The sequence below is a fragment of the Gordonia zhenghanii genome (assembly GCF_021738965.1).
Classification (GTDB): domain Bacteria; phylum Actinomycetota; class Actinomycetes; order Mycobacteriales; family Mycobacteriaceae; genus Gordonia; species Gordonia zhenghanii.
This window is the reverse complement of sequence record NZ_JAKKOQ010000005.1, coordinates 413244-431010: the sequence shown is the minus strand read 5'-3', so window position 1 is coordinate 431010 and position 17767 is coordinate 413244. Positions and strand designations below refer to the sequence as shown.

Annotated in this window: 11 protein-coding genes; 2 read left to right on the top strand and 9 right to left on the bottom strand. The window is 59.9% G+C overall.

Annotated features, from left to right (window positions below; genetic code table 11):
• The first annotated feature begins 520 nt into the window (after positions 1 to 520).
• Positions 521 to 1147, top strand: coding sequence for a maleylpyruvate isomerase family mycothiol-dependent enzyme (locus L5G32_RS06705; protein WP_237010229.1), 627 nt, complete (start codon positions 521 to 523; stop codon positions 1145 to 1147).
• 90 nt (positions 1148 to 1237) lie between these two features.
• Entirely contained in the window at positions 1238 to 1552 is a 315-nt protein-coding gene (locus tag L5G32_RS06700) for a TfoX/Sxy family protein (protein ID WP_237010228.1), read from the top strand.
• A gap of 14 nt (positions 1553 to 1566) precedes the next feature.
• On the opposite strand, the gene L5G32_RS06695 is transcribed toward L5G32_RS06700, so the two are convergent.
• The 9 genes from L5G32_RS06695 to L5G32_RS06660 all read right to left on the bottom strand — a co-directional run bounded on the left by L5G32_RS06695 (position 1567) and on the right by L5G32_RS06660 (position 16897).
• A complete protein-coding gene (locus L5G32_RS06695) occupies positions 1567 to 4374 on the bottom strand; it encodes a DUF4365 domain-containing protein (RefSeq protein ID WP_308192019.1) in 2808 nt (935 codons plus the stop codon).
• Between the two features lie 350 nt (positions 4375 to 4724).
• A complete protein-coding gene (locus L5G32_RS06690; RefSeq protein ID WP_237010262.1) occupies positions 4725 to 5201 on the bottom strand; it encodes a class I SAM-dependent methyltransferase in 477 nt (158 codons plus the stop codon).
• Between the two features lie 644 nt (positions 5202 to 5845).
• Positions 5846 to 7081: a DNA adenine methylase gene (locus tag L5G32_RS19445; protein WP_372491647.1), complete on the bottom strand. Its 1236-nt coding sequence runs from the start codon at positions 7079 to 7081 to the stop codon at positions 5846 to 5848.
• A 49-nt stretch (positions 7082 to 7130) separates the two neighbouring features.
• Positions 7131 to 8495, bottom strand: coding sequence for a hypothetical protein (locus L5G32_RS06685; protein WP_237010226.1), 1365 nt, complete (start codon positions 8493 to 8495; stop codon positions 7131 to 7133).
• Positions 8470 to 10008: a DGQHR domain-containing protein gene (locus tag L5G32_RS06680; RefSeq protein WP_237010225.1), complete on the bottom strand. Its 1539-nt coding sequence runs from the start codon at positions 10006 to 10008 to the stop codon at positions 8470 to 8472. The genes L5G32_RS06685 and L5G32_RS06680 overlap by 26 nt, the downstream gene beginning before the upstream one ends.
• 475 nt (positions 10009 to 10483) lie before the next feature.
• Positions 10484 to 10813 carry a M48 metallopeptidase family protein gene (locus tag L5G32_RS06675; protein WP_237010224.1) on the bottom strand — a complete coding sequence of 110 codons (330 nt, stop codon included), beginning with the start codon at positions 10811 to 10813 and terminating at the stop codon, positions 10484 to 10486.
• Positions 10813 to 13758: a type I restriction endonuclease subunit R gene (locus tag L5G32_RS06670; RefSeq protein ID WP_237018566.1), complete on the bottom strand. Its 2946-nt coding sequence runs from the start codon at positions 13756 to 13758 to the stop codon at positions 10813 to 10815. Before L5G32_RS06670 ends, L5G32_RS06675 begins: the two co-directional genes overlap by 1 nt.
• Positions 13755 to 15029 (bottom strand): restriction endonuclease subunit S, encoded by a 1275-nt coding sequence (locus tag L5G32_RS19345; RefSeq protein WP_237010223.1) that lies wholly within the window; start codon positions 15027 to 15029, stop codon positions 13755 to 13757. Before L5G32_RS19345 ends, L5G32_RS06670 begins: the two co-directional genes overlap by 4 nt.
• A complete protein-coding gene (locus tag L5G32_RS06660; RefSeq protein ID WP_237010222.1) occupies positions 15026 to 16897 on the bottom strand; it encodes an N-6 DNA methylase in 1872 nt (623 codons plus the stop codon). The genes L5G32_RS19345 and L5G32_RS06660 overlap by 4 nt, the downstream gene beginning before the upstream one ends.
• Between the last annotated feature and the right edge of the window lie 870 nt (positions 16898 to 17767).

The following is a 17767-nucleotide window of genomic DNA, read 5'->3' as shown; positions in this document are numbered from 1 at the left end:
ACTCCATTCGAGAGTGCTGTGAGAGGTTCACTCGAAGGATCACACGGTGACCGCTCTCGTGCTGGCAGCCACACGCTGCCGGCGACAGTCCTGGTCACCGAGTTACACCACTCTATGGGGCACTACTCGCGACCTCGCGAATACTGCCGCACACCCCGCCACGAATTGGGTATTCCGAGGCTACGTCCCTGGCCAACACATCAATCCGGGCCACTTACGGAACCGGCTGAAGTCGACGTTCAGCACCCGTGCTGCCAGGCTCGGCACCCTGCACGAACTCACCCGACTCGCGCCAGCCGCCATCTTGGCCGATACGTTGGGCTACTCCCCCGCCACCATCGAGCGACACGCGCTAGCTTCGGCAGCTGCCTACGCCAGATACGTGTCGATTCTCGACGAACACGACTGACTTAGCGCACGTCGGTCTACTGAACGCTCGTAGCTGGAGTACTTAACTCACTTCCTAGTCTCGACCCTCCTCGAGTTGGCGTACGCGACCGGGTCGCGACATGATCGGAGGGTGGACATCTTCGCTGCGATTGCAGATGAGCGCCGCCGACTATCCGAACAACTCTCGATTCTCACAAATGACGAACAGGCAGCCCAAAGCCTCTGTAATGCCTGGACTGTGCACGATGTGGTCGCGCACCTCACCATGCCGCTAGAAGTCAGTATTCCAAAGTTCGCGATCGCCATGATTCTTGCCGCCGGAAACTTCGACCGCGCAAACGAACGTTTGACGCGACGGCAGGCCGCCCACCCATTCGAGGAGCTCATCAGGATTCTCGATCAGAAAGCCGATACTCGGTTCACACCGCCAGGCGAAGGTCCCGAGGCGCCGCTGACCGACGTCCTATTACATGGGCTAGATATCCGATGGCCTCTCGGCTTGCCCTACGACATCCCTAGCGACCGGGCCCTAACGGCGCTCAACGCGGTAGCCAAGGCCCCGTCAGGGATCGTTGGCAAAGGAACGATGAGCGGCATCCGCTTCGAGGCCACGGATCTTGACTGGACTCATGGAACCGGCGCCACGGTCCGAGGACCTGCACCCGCGCTACTGCTTGCGATAACAGGCCGTGGCACTGCGCTTAGTGCGCTAACTGGCGACGGCACTGAATTGCTGCGCACCCGGATTGCACCGTAGTGCATCCTCGGCTAATGGCCATCGGCTGGCGCACGCTGCGAGGCTCAGGTATCTCGTACATGGTCCGCGATGTGGCTGTATCCTAAGCATATGGCTATCGATGAGAATCTTTCTCAACGAGTACGCGTCCTTCTCTCCGACCACGCGCCGACAGAGAAGTCGATGTTCGGTGGTCTCGCATTCATAGTGAACGGCCACATGACGGTTGCAGTGGGAGATGACGGACTGCTCGTGCGGGTGGATCCTGATGCAGAATGGCTTTCCTCCGACCCGCGCGCCGGCGACGCCATGCCCGGCCGTCCAATGCGAAACTGGCGCTCGTTCGACGTCGATTCCGAAACTGAGGATTTGCCGGCTCTTGTTGAGCATGCCCTTGAGCAAGTCCGCGCGCTACCCAATAAGTAGTGCGCCCGGAACACTCAGTCGGTGGTGCTCTCGCGGGCAGCCTGGCGAATCTGTGAAGATGGGTGCTGGGTGGCTATGGCCAGCAGTTTAGAAACTGCTGGCACGTCCGAAGGCGTGTGGAGCCGGGGAACGATCGATGCGGCGCTCCAAGTTCCGCCAGTTTCCAGGACCTCCGACAGGACTGTCACGATTTCTAGAGATGCGCGATCGGCAACGACCAGCTTGCTCAGTCCGCCGAGTGCCGCGTTGCGTACGGTTTCGTCTGCGTCACCCGCTAGGGCGAGAAGAAGTTCGGACTCTGCCTTGTCGCCGAAACGCTCGATGATCCGTGCACTTGCCGCGCGGCAAGCACTATCGCCGCAGAGAAGTTTTCGTATCAAGGATTCGCGGTAGGCCTCATCCGTGAGTGCGGCGAGTGCTTCGGCGGCGAGACCTCGGATGTCTTCGCTATCATCGGAGAACGTTTGCGCTGGCTCTCGGCTCCGAAGAGTGGACGTGGCTTCGACTAGTTGTGTCTTGACGGAATCAGTGAGTGCAACTCCATGGATGGCGAGTACTTGCAAGGCGGCAGACTGTTGTCGAGGTAGGACCCTGGGAGCTGTCAACAGAGCTTCGATACGATCCCACCGCACACTCGAAGGGTGCCAGACACCGAGCAAGGTCAGTGCGTGACCGGGGTCGAGGCCGCCACGCCCGTATGCGCCTTTGCTGGCTTTCGCGATGAGATCGTCGACGGCGCTGCACAGGCGGTCGGCGAGGGCGTTGACGGCGTCGGTGGGCAGCGTTCGCACGTCGTCGATGGCTTGGAAGATGATCAACTCCCCGGCCTGGGCTCGTTGAAGGATTTGCTCACGGCTTTCCTCGATTGCAGGAGCAGCGATCGCCAGGAATTCCTCGCGTAGGTAGGGTGCGTCGCCCTCAGCCCGGATTGCCGCGCGCTGTCGGTCGTTTTCACGCCAGGCGGTTTCGGGAATCGCACGGATCAGCGGGGCGAGTGTCTGCGCGGTTCCATCGTCGGTGACCGGTGGTTGGTCGAGGAAGTAGTCGATCACGTTGTGAAGGGCGTCCTCGCTCAACGTCCAGACCATGGCCTTCAGTAGATCGATGATCTTGTAGAGCACGATGAATGTAGGCCGAACACGTTCCCTGTACGCCTGTGGCTCTTGGAGAGTCGCTAAGGCCCACGTGCAGATTTGGTCGGCGTATGCCGGTTCGAGAACGTCGCCGGCGGCCGTCAGAAGTTCGATATCTGCCGAAGCGGTTGTTCGGGTTGATCGGGACAAGTTCACGTCACTCGCCGAGATCCTGGCGGCGATTGTTGGACCCCTGCGCACGATGTGTCGAGTTGCGCGCGCAGTGCTCGTGCTGTCACCGGAGAGACGGAGAAGAGTGAGCTGCCCAGCGATTTTGCCGGGATTGTCTGTGGGGTCGGTAGTGACAAGGAAATGCTCGGCGAGAGCGCCGATTGCGCCACGCCATCCGTCATGGTCAGCAGCGCATGAGGACAGCAACGCGGCGGAGAGGAGTCGTTTATGGGCGGCGTCTGAGTTCCCGATCCTAATCGCCGTATCTTCGCTCCACCTCCGGAATTCCTCCGAGAGATGAGCGGACAGGCCGTAGGACATCACCTGTGTTCTCCACCAGGACGCTGGGTTGTCACCCCGCTGGATGGTGTTCGCGATGTCGCCCTGCATCCAGCCGGTTGCCTTGAACGACGTCATCGCACACGTTCCTGCGATGGCCGCGGCTGTGGCGTCTGACGGTGCTTCCCTGTGGATGCGCTGGGCCTTCATCGCGAGGTCGAAAGCCTCCTCGTGTCGTCCGACCTCTAGCAGCGTCCGTGCTCGTTGAGCTTCGAGCCATGCGTGATCCACCGGGGAGTAATCGTCATGTGCAAGGGCGTCGTCGAGCACCTCGAGCGCCGCATCAGGATCGTTCTCGTCGAAGTGATAGACACAGCAGAGGACGGATGCCGCGGCGCGTTCAGACGGCGTCAAATCTAAGTCGGCTAGCCGAAGTAGGTCGGCGGGCTCTCCTTTGTAGTGCCGGAGATGAAGAGCGGCAGTAGCGCGCCAGCACCAGTCCTCGGCCTTTCGTGCAGCGCCGAGGGCCAGGCCCTTCTGCTGAGCGTCACTCTCTCGTGCGATTGGTAGGCTCATCGGTTCCAGAATCCGTTCGAGGTCGTCCCGGAACAGCATTTGCATCGCGAGGGCTTCGACCCCAGTGATCGAATCTGGGGCAAGGTTCGGGTGGGGTGCGATGAGTCGGGGTGTGATGAGGGCATGCCTGATTCCGGCTGCTGATGCGAGGTGCGCGGCTCCGGTCCACGCCGTCCCGTCCCAGGCCGGGGTTGGAAGCTGTGTCAGGGCAACGTCGGAAAGTGCTTCGTTGTGGTTGGCGTCAACTGTTTGTGAGGCCGGCACAAGCATCTTTGCACCCTTACCGGTCGAGACGACTTGCTCGGGGGTGATGTGAACCCAGTACGTGAGGTTGCTGTCTTGGTCGCGCAGGGCCATCACGTGCGGTAGAGCGTGCCGGAGCCAGTAGTCGAAGTGTTCACGGTCGTCCTCGGTAAACCACCACCCGGTGATCGTGCCGTCGGAATCCTTTTGCGGTGATCTGAAGTAGGACGGTCCCGTCTTGACCTGGGCACCCATCACGGCGCCGAGTTCGTATCGGCGGGCGTCCCGCGGTCGCAGATACAGGTCGGTCCCTGTGTCGTGCCGGCTATCGATCACCCCACCCCAGCCCAAACGCTCGAACTGCGCCAAGACCTCAGACTCACCCGAACTTCCCGTAGCTTCGTTCTTAGGCGCCCGCACCTTCGCCTCCTCCGTTGCGATGTCCGCGACAACGCGGACATCGCGCGCTCTCAGAGCCCACGATATACGGCGCAGGGGTTCGCGTGTGGTCAGCGATCACGGGCCGTTCACGAGTCGGCAAGAGCCGGGATTGCCCCATCGTAAACCCCGGCAGATTCGGTTCTGAATCGTGACTTGAAGAAGCAGCTCGTCCTACATCGCACGTCTCGTTGTCAGTCAACTAAGACGAGTGAGACCGATGAAAGGTGTTGTTCTGCTGTCAGTTTCCGCCGTTCGAAATCATCTCTGGTTTGCGCCAGGTCAGCGAGTACCTGAACAACGGGAGCTTCTTCCATGAGACTCCCGGGAGCTCAGCGACGGCGGACCGATATATCTCTTGGTACGAGTGTGCCGGCGGCCAGACTGTCGGCGCGGAGTGTTCCCAGAGCCCGTGACGCCACGGACAGCCATCGGTGCTGGATGACTCCAACTGCATCCATAGCGAAGTCACTCCAGCGAGTCGGCCGTGCGAGTCCAACTACTACCAAGACCCCACCAGGTGAGGTCAGATCGGCGAGACGACGTAGAGCGGCCGATAAGTCATCCAGATGGTGCAAGGTGGCCACGGAGGCTACGACGTCGAACTGTCGGTGGAACTCATGCGTCATGACATCGCCGACGACGAAGTCGACCGCATCGAACTCTGCGCGCGTGGAACCCACGATGTCTCGGTCGACGTCAATCGCCGTGACGTCAGGAAGTCGTTGGGCCAATTCCCTTGCGAGGAGTCCGTCACCCGTCCCGACGTCGAGCGCGGAGACCGCTCCCGCAGGTATCGCCCCTAGCACGATTCGGTGATAGTGGATGTTGTGGTTCCAGCGTTGCTCGATCGGCTGACTCACACTTCCGATGGTAACTACAGCGACAACTCGCCCTACCTCAACACGTCTCGTTACCAGTTGCGAGTGCAAACAGGTGAGACGACTCGTCCTGTTACCTGCCAGCCGAGTTGGCGATCTGTCAGCCTAGTTGGCGCGGTGTTCGTTATGCCGCCAATGCCTGCTGGGGCGGCTTGCGGCAGTCTTGTGCTCGTTCTGATCACGCAGCCTGACTGCCCCTTGCTGGGAAATTCCTGAAACATGCCCCATGGTTAGGCTGTGGCTACAACGAGCCACCCCGGAAATATGTCACCGTGACGAATATCTGAGTGGGTGCATGTCGCCGTCAATCAGTCGCGGCGGTGCGTATTCTCGCTAGGTTTGAACCTTTGCGAGTTTGCGGGCAGAATTCCGGCATTCTGGTCAGCCCAGGTCCACAGCCCTTCGAGTGCCGCCCCCAGTGCCATGCCTCGGTACCGCGTTGCCACACCTCCGCGCCACCGGTCGTGTCGTATTCGTGACGAGCCATAGCCTGACAGTTGGCCATCCCAAGGATCCTCCGCATAGCGATTGCGTAGGCAGCAGAATGAGAACCTAGCCAACGACTTTGACGCTCAGCTAACAGTTGCCGCTGTTGCGACAGCAGATGCCGCTTCCGAAGTGTGAGGTACCGAGAGTACGTCTTGTCGTTCTGGTCGACGGCTTTCCAGCAACGAAATAATCGCTGTGCGTGGCTCGAAAAGAAGAACCGCTTCTTTCAGAGCTCGTCTCCCACCCCTTCCCCCTTGGCTTGAGCTCCCTCCCAGCGTGCTGTGGGTCGAATCAACGTAGTGTTCACGAACATGCCATGAATCGCCAGCCAGGGCCACAATGTCACTACTGCTGAGCCCATTGCTTGCATCAGCGTCAGGGAATGTCACCAGCACCCTGCACGATCTTTCTCGAAGAGCGCTGAGGAGTTGTGCCATAGCGCTAGAGGCCTGAGCTTTCATGCTGAAGTCGGACGACTCTCGATATCCGCGCGCAGGTGACCTACCTGCGCCAAATACGCCATTCCAGCCACCTCGAGAAATTCCCTCTAGCACATGGTAAAAGCGACTGTACTGAACAGCGGAATAAGGAGGGTCGCAGAACACAAGATCTTCGTCACCCAGACTAGATACGGCTTCGAGAGCGTCACCCACACGAGCTTGCCCCTTCACCTTTGCATGCCGTGCTGCGAGGATTGAGACTTGTCGTTGACATTCGTGGACAGGGTCTCTGCTCCAGGCGGACTTTATGTATGGCAACAATTTGGGGGTGGGTTGAAACGGCTGCGCAGTGTGTCCGGGAGCGGCTGCGCAAATGCTAGCCGTATGGAGCAGAGCGGCGAGACATAGTGTTCGATCGGGTTCCTCTTTCGGAAGCTCCTCATACAGTCGATCTAGCGAATACGCTTGTTGCGGCGAGAAATAGTGCCCCCCATAATGCTGAGTTACAAATCCGACGCCGACTGTTCTTTCGGAACTACGTCGGGATCGTAGGACAGTCGCCTTTCCGAGGCGCGCAATTGGCTCGCGCAGAGCCTCATAGATCGCATCGTCGAGTAGCCCCCTACCCACGTCCGCCGTCCACTTGTTAATAATCGGACCGTCAGTCTGAGGGCAATCCCGGCCCGTAATGCTCTCGGCAAGTATTTTCGAGTAGTGCTGTAAGTCAACACTCAATACAGGGATGTTGATGTTCTCCGCAACGTAGTGGCTGACAGAGCCAGAGCCAGAGAACAGATCCACGAACCGCGAGGCGCCCGCGCTAGACGCGACGAGGATCTCCCCCAACTCTCCTCGGAGTAGGGCGCTCTTGCTTCCCATATACTTCACGCGAGCGCTCCGACTCTCTGTGTCATGCTCACTCCAGACCTCAAGCGAAACTCCATGCGACTACACGCTCCGCCTGCCCAAGAGTTAGGAGTTGGGATCCGACGGCATTGAGGAGAGCATGCGGGCTCGCATAAGTCGTCGAATCAAGTGTCACTCGGGCATCTTCGATATCTGACCAAAGATCGAGCATGTCCTCCGGGAGATCATCGGCCTCCCAGAGCCCACGAACGACGCTGAGCGACTGGACCCACGGTGCGATGTTCGCCTCCGAAAGTCCTGAGTCTTCAAGGAGGTGCACGCATGATCCGGTAGCCAGCCGCAATAATACGGATGTTCGAGAAAGCATTGCTTCAATGAACTCAGCTGGTTGAACCGAGTTGTTACCCGCGTCGAACAGAGCCGATAGAACAGGTTGAGCGGGCATCGACAGAAGTTCTTGGAAAAGAGCGGTACCCGGAATCGACGCAGGAGCGACATGCCGGAGCCAATGTTCCCACTCAGTCCAATCGATCTCACCGGTGAAATCTCCGCTGTCATCTACTTCCTGATGAGTAGGAGCATACGATGCCTTGAGAACGTCCTTTAGTAGAAGCTGATCCATAATAGGGAAAGTTCCACGGGAACTCGGCTCAAGCACCTGCCAGAACCTTGAAACCGCACTAGCAGTCACCTCAACGCTAAGATCCTCGATGACCAGCCGGGTGGGCGTATAGCTCGCCGTGTTTCGCCGGGAACGGTCATTTGCGAATGACTGCAGATCGAACGCCATACGAGTCAGAAGCTCAGAAACTACCGAGTTCACACCACCAGAAGGCATATTCTGCGCCCAAACACTAAGAGTTGTTCCGCCTGGTCGCAGAACTTTGGAGATCAGCGACTTTGAACGAACCTGATCGTTCCATGCCGACAAATACATCCAAGCCGCGCTATGAGTGGGATCTTTTGTCACGAGATCGACCGCGCCGCCAGCTGTCAACACAAAATTAACGCTGTTGCCAATATAGATCCCTTCCGAGGCAAGGAGAGAGATAGCCCCCCTCAGTTCGGCGTAATAAGTGAGATGCACGGCTCCGTGGAGGTCGCCACGTATCAACGCATCGATGGCGCGACCAAGATACCCCCAAGAGTCGCCACAGTGAACAAAGGAGCTCGCAGCCAGATATTTTGCAAATTCTCCTTGAGTCGCGGCAGGAACAGTTTTACCGTCGGCTTCGATACGGTCTTGTGCCATCTGGCTATATGGGTTGTTGGAGTCAAGCCATTCGGCAGTTTCCGGAATTGAGATGCTGCTCAGGGCATTGATGACTTCTTGACGCGAGGCTCGCTCAAGAAACGTGCGTTTTGCAGCACTCAGGGGCTGCTGTATACGAGCTGCCACTTCAAGAACCGAGGTAGTTTGCCGCACTTGCAATGTCAGTAAAACTAGACGCTCGCAAATGATTGGCTAGCTGCGACCGGAGTTCCTTATATCCTCCGCTTCCGCGCAGCGCTGCTTTCGCTAGCCGTGCCTGCTCGTCAAGATCGGGGGCACCACTCGTCCTCCAGTCAAACGTTGTCAGCGCCTCGCAAAGATGATTCAGGAACGCCAACACCGGCTGTTCTTTTAGCGTCTCCGCTGTGACCGCAACGTTCTCAGGAGTGACATCAGCAAAATCGGAAAAATCTTGCCAATCAGCGAGCTTCAGCTCTTTCTGTCGAATGAAACAGAGATCATTTACTATGTACTGGAAACCTCGCACGCCCTGGTCGGTAGCGAGCAAAGTATGCGCACCAGTAAACGCGGGATCATGGTACGTTACTCGAACCTCACTCAGATCGTCTAGTTCGGCGGCCTGTTCTCGCAAGATCTCCGCCCACTCAGGCTTCGCTTGCTTGGTCTTCTCCGCAAGCAGCTTCCAAGCAGTTAAGAGAAATGCCGACTGCTGCAATCTGGACCAGGAAAGCCCATCGCTACTGTCAGGCGTTCCACCGAAGATTCCTCCCGGTCCCTTATATGATCGCCATGATTTAACCATGCTCGCTGTCAAGCTGCGAATGAACGCCGCCTGAGTCACCGGCCCGTTCTCTTTTCGCGTCCCCCCAAGCATGTTGATTCGGCGGTACCAAGGACTATCAGGGCTAGACCAAAGTGCCTCTGTAAGCTCCTGTGCGCGGCTTTCGCGATAGACATGTACTACTTCGCCACTCTCTAGCCAGTCCTGCTCGCGGAGCAAAGGGTAGAGATCGAATGCTAGTGAAGGATTGATCTTCTTGGGCTTGATGTTAATTGTCCAGAAGAGGTAGGCCTGCCAAGATATATCCAACCCGTGAAATGCGACTACTGGCAGATAATAGTCTTCAACATCTGCATCGTCATCGTCATCGTCGAACGCGAAGAGCCGGTGCTGACCATCAATGACCTCAATAGGTGGGATTCGATCCCCATCATCTTCTGCCAAAGAAGGCAGGTATAGCGATGCGGAGGTCGATTCCGCATCGTCAGTGACGCGAATTACGTTGTCGGCTGTCGCGGTTTTTCCGGATCGGATATCGCCCTCTGTGAGAATATTTACCACAACCGCCGTGGGTAGCCACCCTGGCTTCTTAAGGCTGTCGTTCTCTGTGTTACGACGCTTCGCGTCACTGAGGCCAGACCAAGGGTATCCACCCTCGACGTATCTCCTAATTTCTTCGCTACGTTCCGGGTCATGCTTGCGCTGAATACCCAGATCGTCTTTTCGGGGTGCGATGACGTCAGTGGAACGACGATAGATCCCCGCAAGCTTGCGTAGCTGCGAAGCGGGGAGAGAGAACAAGTAGAAGTGTTCTTTGGGGCGCGCTTGCCTCTGTGATTCATCGTAAGTTAGCTCGTTCCACTCGGCTAACCACTGCCGTACGCGCAGAGCCGGGACCGGTGCCGATGGATCCTGCTGTGCCACCCTGGTTCTCCTCGTTCAAAGTCTGATCGTCCACTAGACTATCGCGCCCGTCTGACATAGGCCCAGCCAGGCGACTCCGTGGCGACAGGTTGGCGACGTCGAGCCTTCACAAGGCGGGCACCGATGGCTGGGTCTCGATCAGTTCAACGGCACGCTGGCGGACCTCGTGGTAGCCAGCGAATGAGGCGAACGTTGGGCCGTCAGCGCCAGCAGGGACCAGATACTCGTCAATGCTGTCGTCTCCGACGCCCTCATCTCGGTACCTGACCGGACCCTGATCGAAGACCCGCTGCACGCCGTCGACCTCGCTGAACTGAACCGTGTTTCCGACGGCGACCTCGACAGGAGGTTCCCCCGGCACGAACCGAATCCCAGCGCCGTACTCGATAAGAAGTCCGTCATCGAGAATCTTTCGGATGATTGCAACCTCGGGAATCTCCGGCCAAGCACTCTTAGGAACTACCTCCCGCCTCGCTCACTTGCGCACTTCCCTCACGGGGCTTGAAATCTCGAGCTCTCGCCAGTCGGGGACGAGGGCGGTCATCATGGCGGTGAATGCCTTGCCGTGGGAGCGGTAGCGCAGGTGGAGCAGTTCGTGGACCACGACGTAGTCCTGGAACTCCTCGGGCATGTCGACGAGATCGCCGGCCAGGGTGACAACGCCGTCAGGTGCACAGGAGCCCCACTTCGTCTCCAGCTCAGCAATCACGATGCGGGTGGGATTCACGCGGATCTTGGTCGCCCAGGCCATCGCCCTGCGGGTGAGCACCTGATCCGCAGTCAGGATCATCTTGGGCCGCGCCATCAGACCTTCTCCAGCACGTTCATGACGTTCTCGATGATCCCGTTGCATGCCTTCGCGGGAACCCTGTTGTCCAAGAGCGGCTTGTAGAGGCCGCTGCGGAGGCGGCGACGCTCGTCCAAATTCTGCTTCCAGTGCGGGAACTGATCGACGGCGACCTCGATGGTCGTCGCGATCCACTGGATGTCTACCGTCGAGCTCTCCAGCGCGGGCTCCTTGCTGAGTGCCGCATAGATGCCGAAGGCACGATCCGACAGCCCAGCCTTCTTCGCGAACTCACGCAGCCGGTCCTTCTCCTCGGCGATTGCCTTCAGCTCGTCGAGAGCGGCTAGCCCGTTGACCTTGCGCTCTTCGAGGTTTTCGATGACGCAGTCCGCCTTCTCCTTGATGCTCTGGAGCACGACAGCAGCGGCAGGATTGTCCTCGATTTCCTGCCGCAGACCGCGTAGGAGGTTGTAGACCTTTTCCTCCGGTGGTCCGTCGTCCTTACCGATGGCTTCCAGTGTCTGGACGTCGAAAGTGGCAACTTTGCTGAAGCGGCCGAGACCTTCCTGGGTCGCGCTCTCCTCGATCAACCGTTTGGTCTTGTACTCCAGGTCGGCGGTGAAGCCGCCCACGTCGGAGTATGCATTTCGCACAGCGGCGTACAGCACGGAGAGCCGCTTGTATGTCGCGATGTGGTCGCGCAACTCTGCTGACGGCGAGAGGATCTCCCACAGAGACTCGATGTCGCGGTAGGCGTCGAAGAACTCCTTGCGAGCGTCCTCGGTCAGGAACTTGCCGTAGACGAGACTCTCCAACTGCTCGTCGGCTCCCTGACCGCTCTCGACCTGGAGGTACTCGGTCGACGCCACGTCGATCTTGTCGAGCAGATCGGCCAGCAGCACGTCGAGGTCTTCCAGCGCGCCCTCGACGTCGGATGAGTCGAAGCGCAACGCCTTATGTAGCTCTTTGAAGATTCCGACGAAGTCCACCACCAGGCCGACCTTCTTCTGGACTCCCTCGCTGTCGACGTAGGGGCGGTTCACGCGGGCGAGCGCCTGGAGCAGCACGTGGTCGCGCATCGGCTTGTCGAGGTACATCGCGTACAGCACCGGCGCGTCGTATCCGGTCAGCAGCTTGTCGGTGACAATCAGGATCTTTGGCTGCTGGTCAGCCTTCTTGAACTGGCGGCGCACCTCCTTCTCCCGGTCATCCGAGAGCTGGAGATCGTGGACATCCGGCCGCTCGACGACGTCGTTGGCGTTCTTGCTATAGACGACCTCGGACCATTCGGGCGGCAGCAGGTCATCGAGAGCGCGCTTGTACTTGGCGCACGTTTCCCGGTCGACGGCAACGAGGAACGCCTTGTAGCCCAACGGGTCGACGTTCTCCTTGAAATGGTTGGCGACGAACTCGGCCACCTGCTTCACGCGACTGTCTGCACCAAGGAAGGTGCGCAGGCCGACAGCCCGCTGGAGTACCTTGTTGAGCTCCTCCACGTCAGTGATGTCCTCGTCATTGGCGAGGGCGTAGAACTGTTCGTCGAGGTCCTCTGGCTCCATGGACATCGTGGAGGGAGCGAGCATGTACTTGATCGGCAGCGTCGTCTCGTCGTCGATGGACTCGATGATCGAGTACTTGTGCAGATAGCCCTTCTCGTCCTGTGCGCCGAAGATCTGGAACGATCCCGACCCTCCGCCTTGCGTGCCCCCGACAGGAGTTCCGGTAAAGCCGATGATGGTGGAGTTCGGTACGGCGGCCATCAAGTAGGAGCCGAGGTCCGCAGCGACAGAGCGATGCGCTTCGTCAATGAAGACGAAGATGTTGTCCCGGTCAGAGCTGTCTTTCCGGATCGTCTCGAACTTGTGGATCATCGAGACGACGAGCCCACGGAAGTCTGAGTCGAAGATGTCCTGCAGGTCGTCCCTGCTGTGCGCCCGCCGGACGGGGATGTCGTTGGCCTGCATCTCACCAAGGAGCCTGTCGACCCACTCCTTGAGCTGGCCCTCCAGCTCGGTGCGGTCGACGACAAGGATGACGGTCGCGTTCTTGAAGCGGTCCTTCTGGCTCAGGATCAACTGCGCCGCGGTAAGCAAGGTGAATGTCTTGCCTGAACCCTGGGTGTGCCAGATCAGCCCACGGTTCTTCGTCGAGTCGGCGCAGCGTTCGACAACGGCGTCGACAGCCCCGCGCTGGTGCTCGCGGAGGACGGACTTCCGGGTCTCGCCGTCCTCGACGTAGAAGAGCACCCACTCGCGAAGGGTGCGCAGGAAGTCGCTTGGCTCGAAGAACGCCTGCACCGCGTCGCGGTAGGACTCGTCGCTCGTGTGCTTCCACTTGAAGAGCATCCGGCGGTTAACGTTCCAGGTGACGCCGTACCAGTAGTCGATCAGGTGTGTCTCGTTGTGGAGCTGTGCCTGTGTGAGGAGCTCAGGTGTCTCCTTCTCGTAGCGCCGAAGCTGGGTAACCGCCTTCGTCAGGGCGTCGCGATCTTTCGGGTTTTTGTGCTCGACGATCGTGATTGGGATGCCGTTGACGACGAACATGACATCGGCTCTGTTGCCCTTGGCGCGTGCCGGCGGCTCAATCCTCCACTCCCAGGTGACCTGCAGCGCGTTTTGGTCCGGAAAGCCGTATTCGACGACCTGCACTGGTCGCTGTCGCTGCTCGTTCTCGTCGTTCCACTGTCGCTCTCCGCGCAGCCATCGCAGCACCTCGCGGTTGCCCTCGATCGTCGCCGGGAGAGCCTCGATACTTTCGACGATCGCCCGGGCCTGGTCCTCGGACAGCCATGGGTTGAACTCTCGGAGCTTGTCCTCCAGCACTTCGGGGAACAGCATGTTCGCCCGGCCACGCCGCATCCCCTCGGCCTCTTCGGGCGTGAGCTGCTCCCACCCGACAGCCGACGCGTGCTTCACCATCGGGAACTGCACCGACTTGGCCTCGGAGATCTTGATCGGCGTCATGCAGCGCTCCCCTCGAGCGTCGGCAGCGCACTTAAGTCGAGATCCTCAACCGAGACCTCCCCGGTCATCAACTTGTACAACAGCGACTTGAAGAGCTGGTCGAGTACGTCGCGCTTGCGACGCTGCAGGTCGATCTTGCGGTCGAGAGCGTCAAGCACGTCGGCGATCTCCTGTTGCTCATCGGCAGTGGATGGCACCGGCACGTCGATCGTGCGCACGATGTCGAGGTTCAGGTTTTGCTGTTGTCCACCGTGGGCGAGTGAGCGAATCGCCTCATACCGCGACGTCAGATAGTGGTAGAGGTACCTCGGCAGGACATCGTCATCCTTCGGGGTCATCGCCGCACACGCTTGGTTGCAGGTCGCCTCGATACCCAGGATCCCGACCTTCCCTCGCGTTACGCCCTGCCCGTACATGGCCAGGAGCAACGTGCCCGGCGGGAGTAACTTCGCAGCAGAGCCATCGAGCCCGGCCGGCGTGATGTGCTCTTCCGTCTCGGTGATGACGGCATACTTCACCTCGGTCGTCTTGACCCACGGGATCGTGCCATCAAGCCAGTAGGAAGCGTTGCCTCGCGATGGCGTACCTCCGGAGACAACCGAGAAGTGCTTATCGATGGTGACCAACTCCCAGCTCCCGGGAAGCGGGCCGATCTCTGTGTCCTTCTGAGCTTCCGCCCGCAGTCCCTGTGCGAACAGTTGTTGCATCGCTGCAGCCTTCAACTGGTCGAGATTGGCCAAGACAGATCGCTGAAGATCCACCGCGCGACGGAGAGAGTCCAGCACATCGGCAATCTTGGACTGTTCCGTCTCGGGGGGCACGGGTACAGGGATACGGTCGATCTTGCTCTTGTTGAGGGTGTTCCCCTTGATCTGCCGATCCTGAAGTTCTTTGTAGTCGAACTGCGAAAGGAAGTAGCCGAGAAAGCGCTGATCTACCCCAGGACGCGGGAAGATCGAGATGATTGCCTCATTGTGCGCCGCGGGGATACCCAGCGTGGCAACCTTTCCAATCGTGAGCTTGAAACTCATTAGGAGCGTTCCGGCAGGCACGAGCTTTCCTCGGAACACATCGTCAAACGCCTTGCGACTTGCGCGCTCCTTGGTGTCTGTCACGACACCAAAGGGTTCGAGGTCCGAGATTGATACCCACGGAATGTCTTGATCCGACTTGGCCCAGTAGTCGGCGTTCGCGCGCGCTGGCGTCTTCCCGACGCCATAGTCGGCTACTTCTGCAAACGGCCGGATCGGCCAGGGGCCCTGAGCAGTCACTTGACATCCCCCGATGCTGCGAGCGGCCCAAGCAGCTTCAGCAGGTCCGCGGTTAGGCCGGCATCCTCGCCAGTCAAGAGGTCGAGTTCGGCGAGCAAATCACCGACATCAAGTCGGACGACCGCGCCTCCGTTTCCAGCCCATCGGCTAGGGCTGAGGTTGTAATCCGCTTCGGCAGCCTGGGCGCCGTCGATGACTGCAACTTCGCCTTCGACAGACTCACCCGCATTGAAGAGCCGCGCGAGGCCGGCCACGTCTTCGTCGGCGAGGTGGTTCTTAGGCTTGCCCTTGGTGAAGCGTTTACTAGCATTGACGAGCGTGATGTTGCCCTTCTTGGACTCGGGCTTGCGCTTGTTGAGCACCACGATCACGCCTGCGGCGGTGGTGTTATAGAAGAGGTTGTCCGGCATGAGGATGACACCCTCAATGAGGTCCTGCTCTACGAACCACTTGCGGATGTTGCGTTCCTTGTCCTCGTTCTTCGAGCCGGAGCCGCGAGTGACAGCGCCGGTGTCGAGAACCACGGCGGCACGCCCTCCGTCCTTGAGGACCGAGAGGGTGTGCTGCAGCCAGGCCCAGTCGCCCTTGCCCGAAGTCGCCCCGCCATTCCTGATGAAGCGGTCGTAGGGGTCGTCCTCGAAGATGCTAGCGCCAAAGGACTGGTTCCACATCGGATTGGCGACGACGAGGTCGAACTGGTCGAGTGAGCCCGACGGCGTACGGAACTTCGGGTTAATCATGGTGTCGCCCCGGCGCAGGTCAACGTCCATATCGTGGATGATTGCGTTCATCCGCGCGACCGCATAACTCTCGGCTTGGAGCTCCTGTCCGTAGAGCTTCAGAGGCACCTTCGCGGTCGGATCGAGCTCGTTCGCGACGAGTTGGAGCTTGATAAGGAGCCCAGCCGATCCGCTGGCGTAGTCGTGGCAGGTCTGGCCGGGCTTCGGGCGCAAGATCCGGGCCATGAGGAAGCCAACCTCGGTCGGCGTGAAGAACTCGCCAGCGCTCTGGCCGGAACCCTCGGCGAACTTGCGCAGGAGGTACTCGTAGGCACGACCGAGGAAGTCCGGTTGCACATCAGCGAGGCCCAGTCGGTAGCGCGGATCCGAGAAGGTCTCGACGACACCGTTGAGCTTGGCAGGGTTGATGTCTCGCTCGCCGTTGCGCTCGGCCGCGAAGTCGACGACGTCGATGACGCCTGCCAGCGTCGGATTGAAGCGGACGACCGCACGCACCGCCTTGGTCAAGTGCTCTCCGATGTCGCGGGGGCGGGGCGTGCGACCGCGCTCGTCGTCCGGCCAATCGTACTGGTCGCGGCCACTGATGACTGCCCATCGAGACTCGGGCGGGAGGTAGAAGCGGAGGAGATCATGGTCGTTGTCGGCGATCTCGACGGCGACCTCGCGGTCGCCGTACTCCTCGGCCAGGCGGTCGATCTCGTCGTCGAAGACATCGGAAAGGCGCTTCAAGAACAACAACGGGAGCAGGTAGTCCTTGAACTTCGGCGCGTCCTTCTCGCCGCGAATCGAGCAGGCCGCGTCCCAGAGCATCTGCTCCATCGGCTTAGTGGTCGGCGTCGCCGACTTGGCCTGACGGCCGCGACGCCGGGCCACAACCGCGTCGCCCGTGTTCGGGACGTCGCCGACGTCGACGCCGGCCTCTTCGGCCAGTGCAGTGATCTTGGCCAGTTGGACCCGCTGCGGCTTGTTGGCTCCTCCCTCCCACCTGTTGACCGTGGCGAACGAAACCCCGATCCGCTCAGCCAGCTCAGCCTGTGTCAGATCAAGCGTGGCGCGAATAGCCTGAAGGAGGGCGGGAACGGCCGAAACATCTGTCATGCGTGTTATGTTTGCATAGTGATATGACATTCACAAGCGCATCGCGTGACCACCAGAAGGAGGGGTCTGCATGCGAGGGCTTCCCGACGACGACCATCTCGACGGACCCCACGAGTTTCACGTCTTGTCTCGACCACAGCGAGTCGCACTGCCGATCCCTTTCGGCGCTATCGGCGGGGCCTTGGCAGTCATCGAGGACCAATTTCAGGTCTGGGGAGGCGCAACTGCCCACGCCGATCCCACTCGCGCTCAACGGAGCGGTACCCGACGCGTACGCCAGCATCCTTAAAATCGGACGTCCTACCGTCGCCAGGATTCGACCGTTACGACGCCGGGCCAAACGTCATCGTCCTGTGCGGCCCGGGGTCCCTGGACGACCTTGCGCTGCTCTGGAACCTACGTGGGGCGCGGCGGGCGGACGTGTGATGCCCTGTTGTCCTTCCGCTCGACGCTGTCACTCCCGCGGCCATACGGACCCTCATTGGGCACACGAGCGTGTCGCTCGGAACGGATTCGCTCACCGGTCTGCGTGCATCACTAGCGCGAGCATCGACGTCGAAGCAATCAACGAGCGGCTTGGCGCAATCTTGGAGGGAGACCGCCCACTCGTTGCCATCAGCGCCCTCGACTTTGGTCATCCAGGCGGCTGCCATCGCGACGATGTGCTGGTGTGGCGCGAGGGCCGCGCGCAGCTGACCTCACTGCCTGCCGACAGCCATCTCGAAATCTCCCAGCGCGGGTCGATGAGTGCCCTCACCCGAATGATGTACGACCTCGCAGTACCGTCCAGCCCCTTCCCTCACGTCGCCGACGTCCGCGTGGATCCATCCACCGACACCTTCGCACCGGTGGCAGGTGCACGACGACTGCGAACTGCCGTGACTGATCCGCCTGAATCAG

Bases quoted from the DNA above. Each gene is read 5' to 3' on its own strand.
- L5G32_RS06700 (WP_237010228.1), top strand. From the start codon at position 1,238: ATGGCTATCGATGAGAATCTTTCTCAACGAGTACGCGTCCTTCTCTCC.
- L5G32_RS19445 (WP_372491647.1), bottom strand. From the start codon at position 7,081: ATGGGAAGCAAGAGCGCCCTACTCCGAGGAGAGTTGGGGGAGATCCTC.
- L5G32_RS06675 (WP_237010224.1), bottom strand. From the start codon at position 10,813: ATGGCGCGGCCCAAGATGATCCTGACTGCGGATCAGGTGCTCACCCGC.
- L5G32_RS06670 (WP_237018566.1), bottom strand. From the start codon at position 13,758: ATGACGCCGATCAAGATCTCCGAGGCCAAGTCGGTGCAGTTCCCGATG.
- L5G32_RS06660 (WP_237010222.1), bottom strand. From the start codon at position 16,897: ATGTCATATCACTATGCAAACATAACACGCATGACAGATGTTTCGGCC.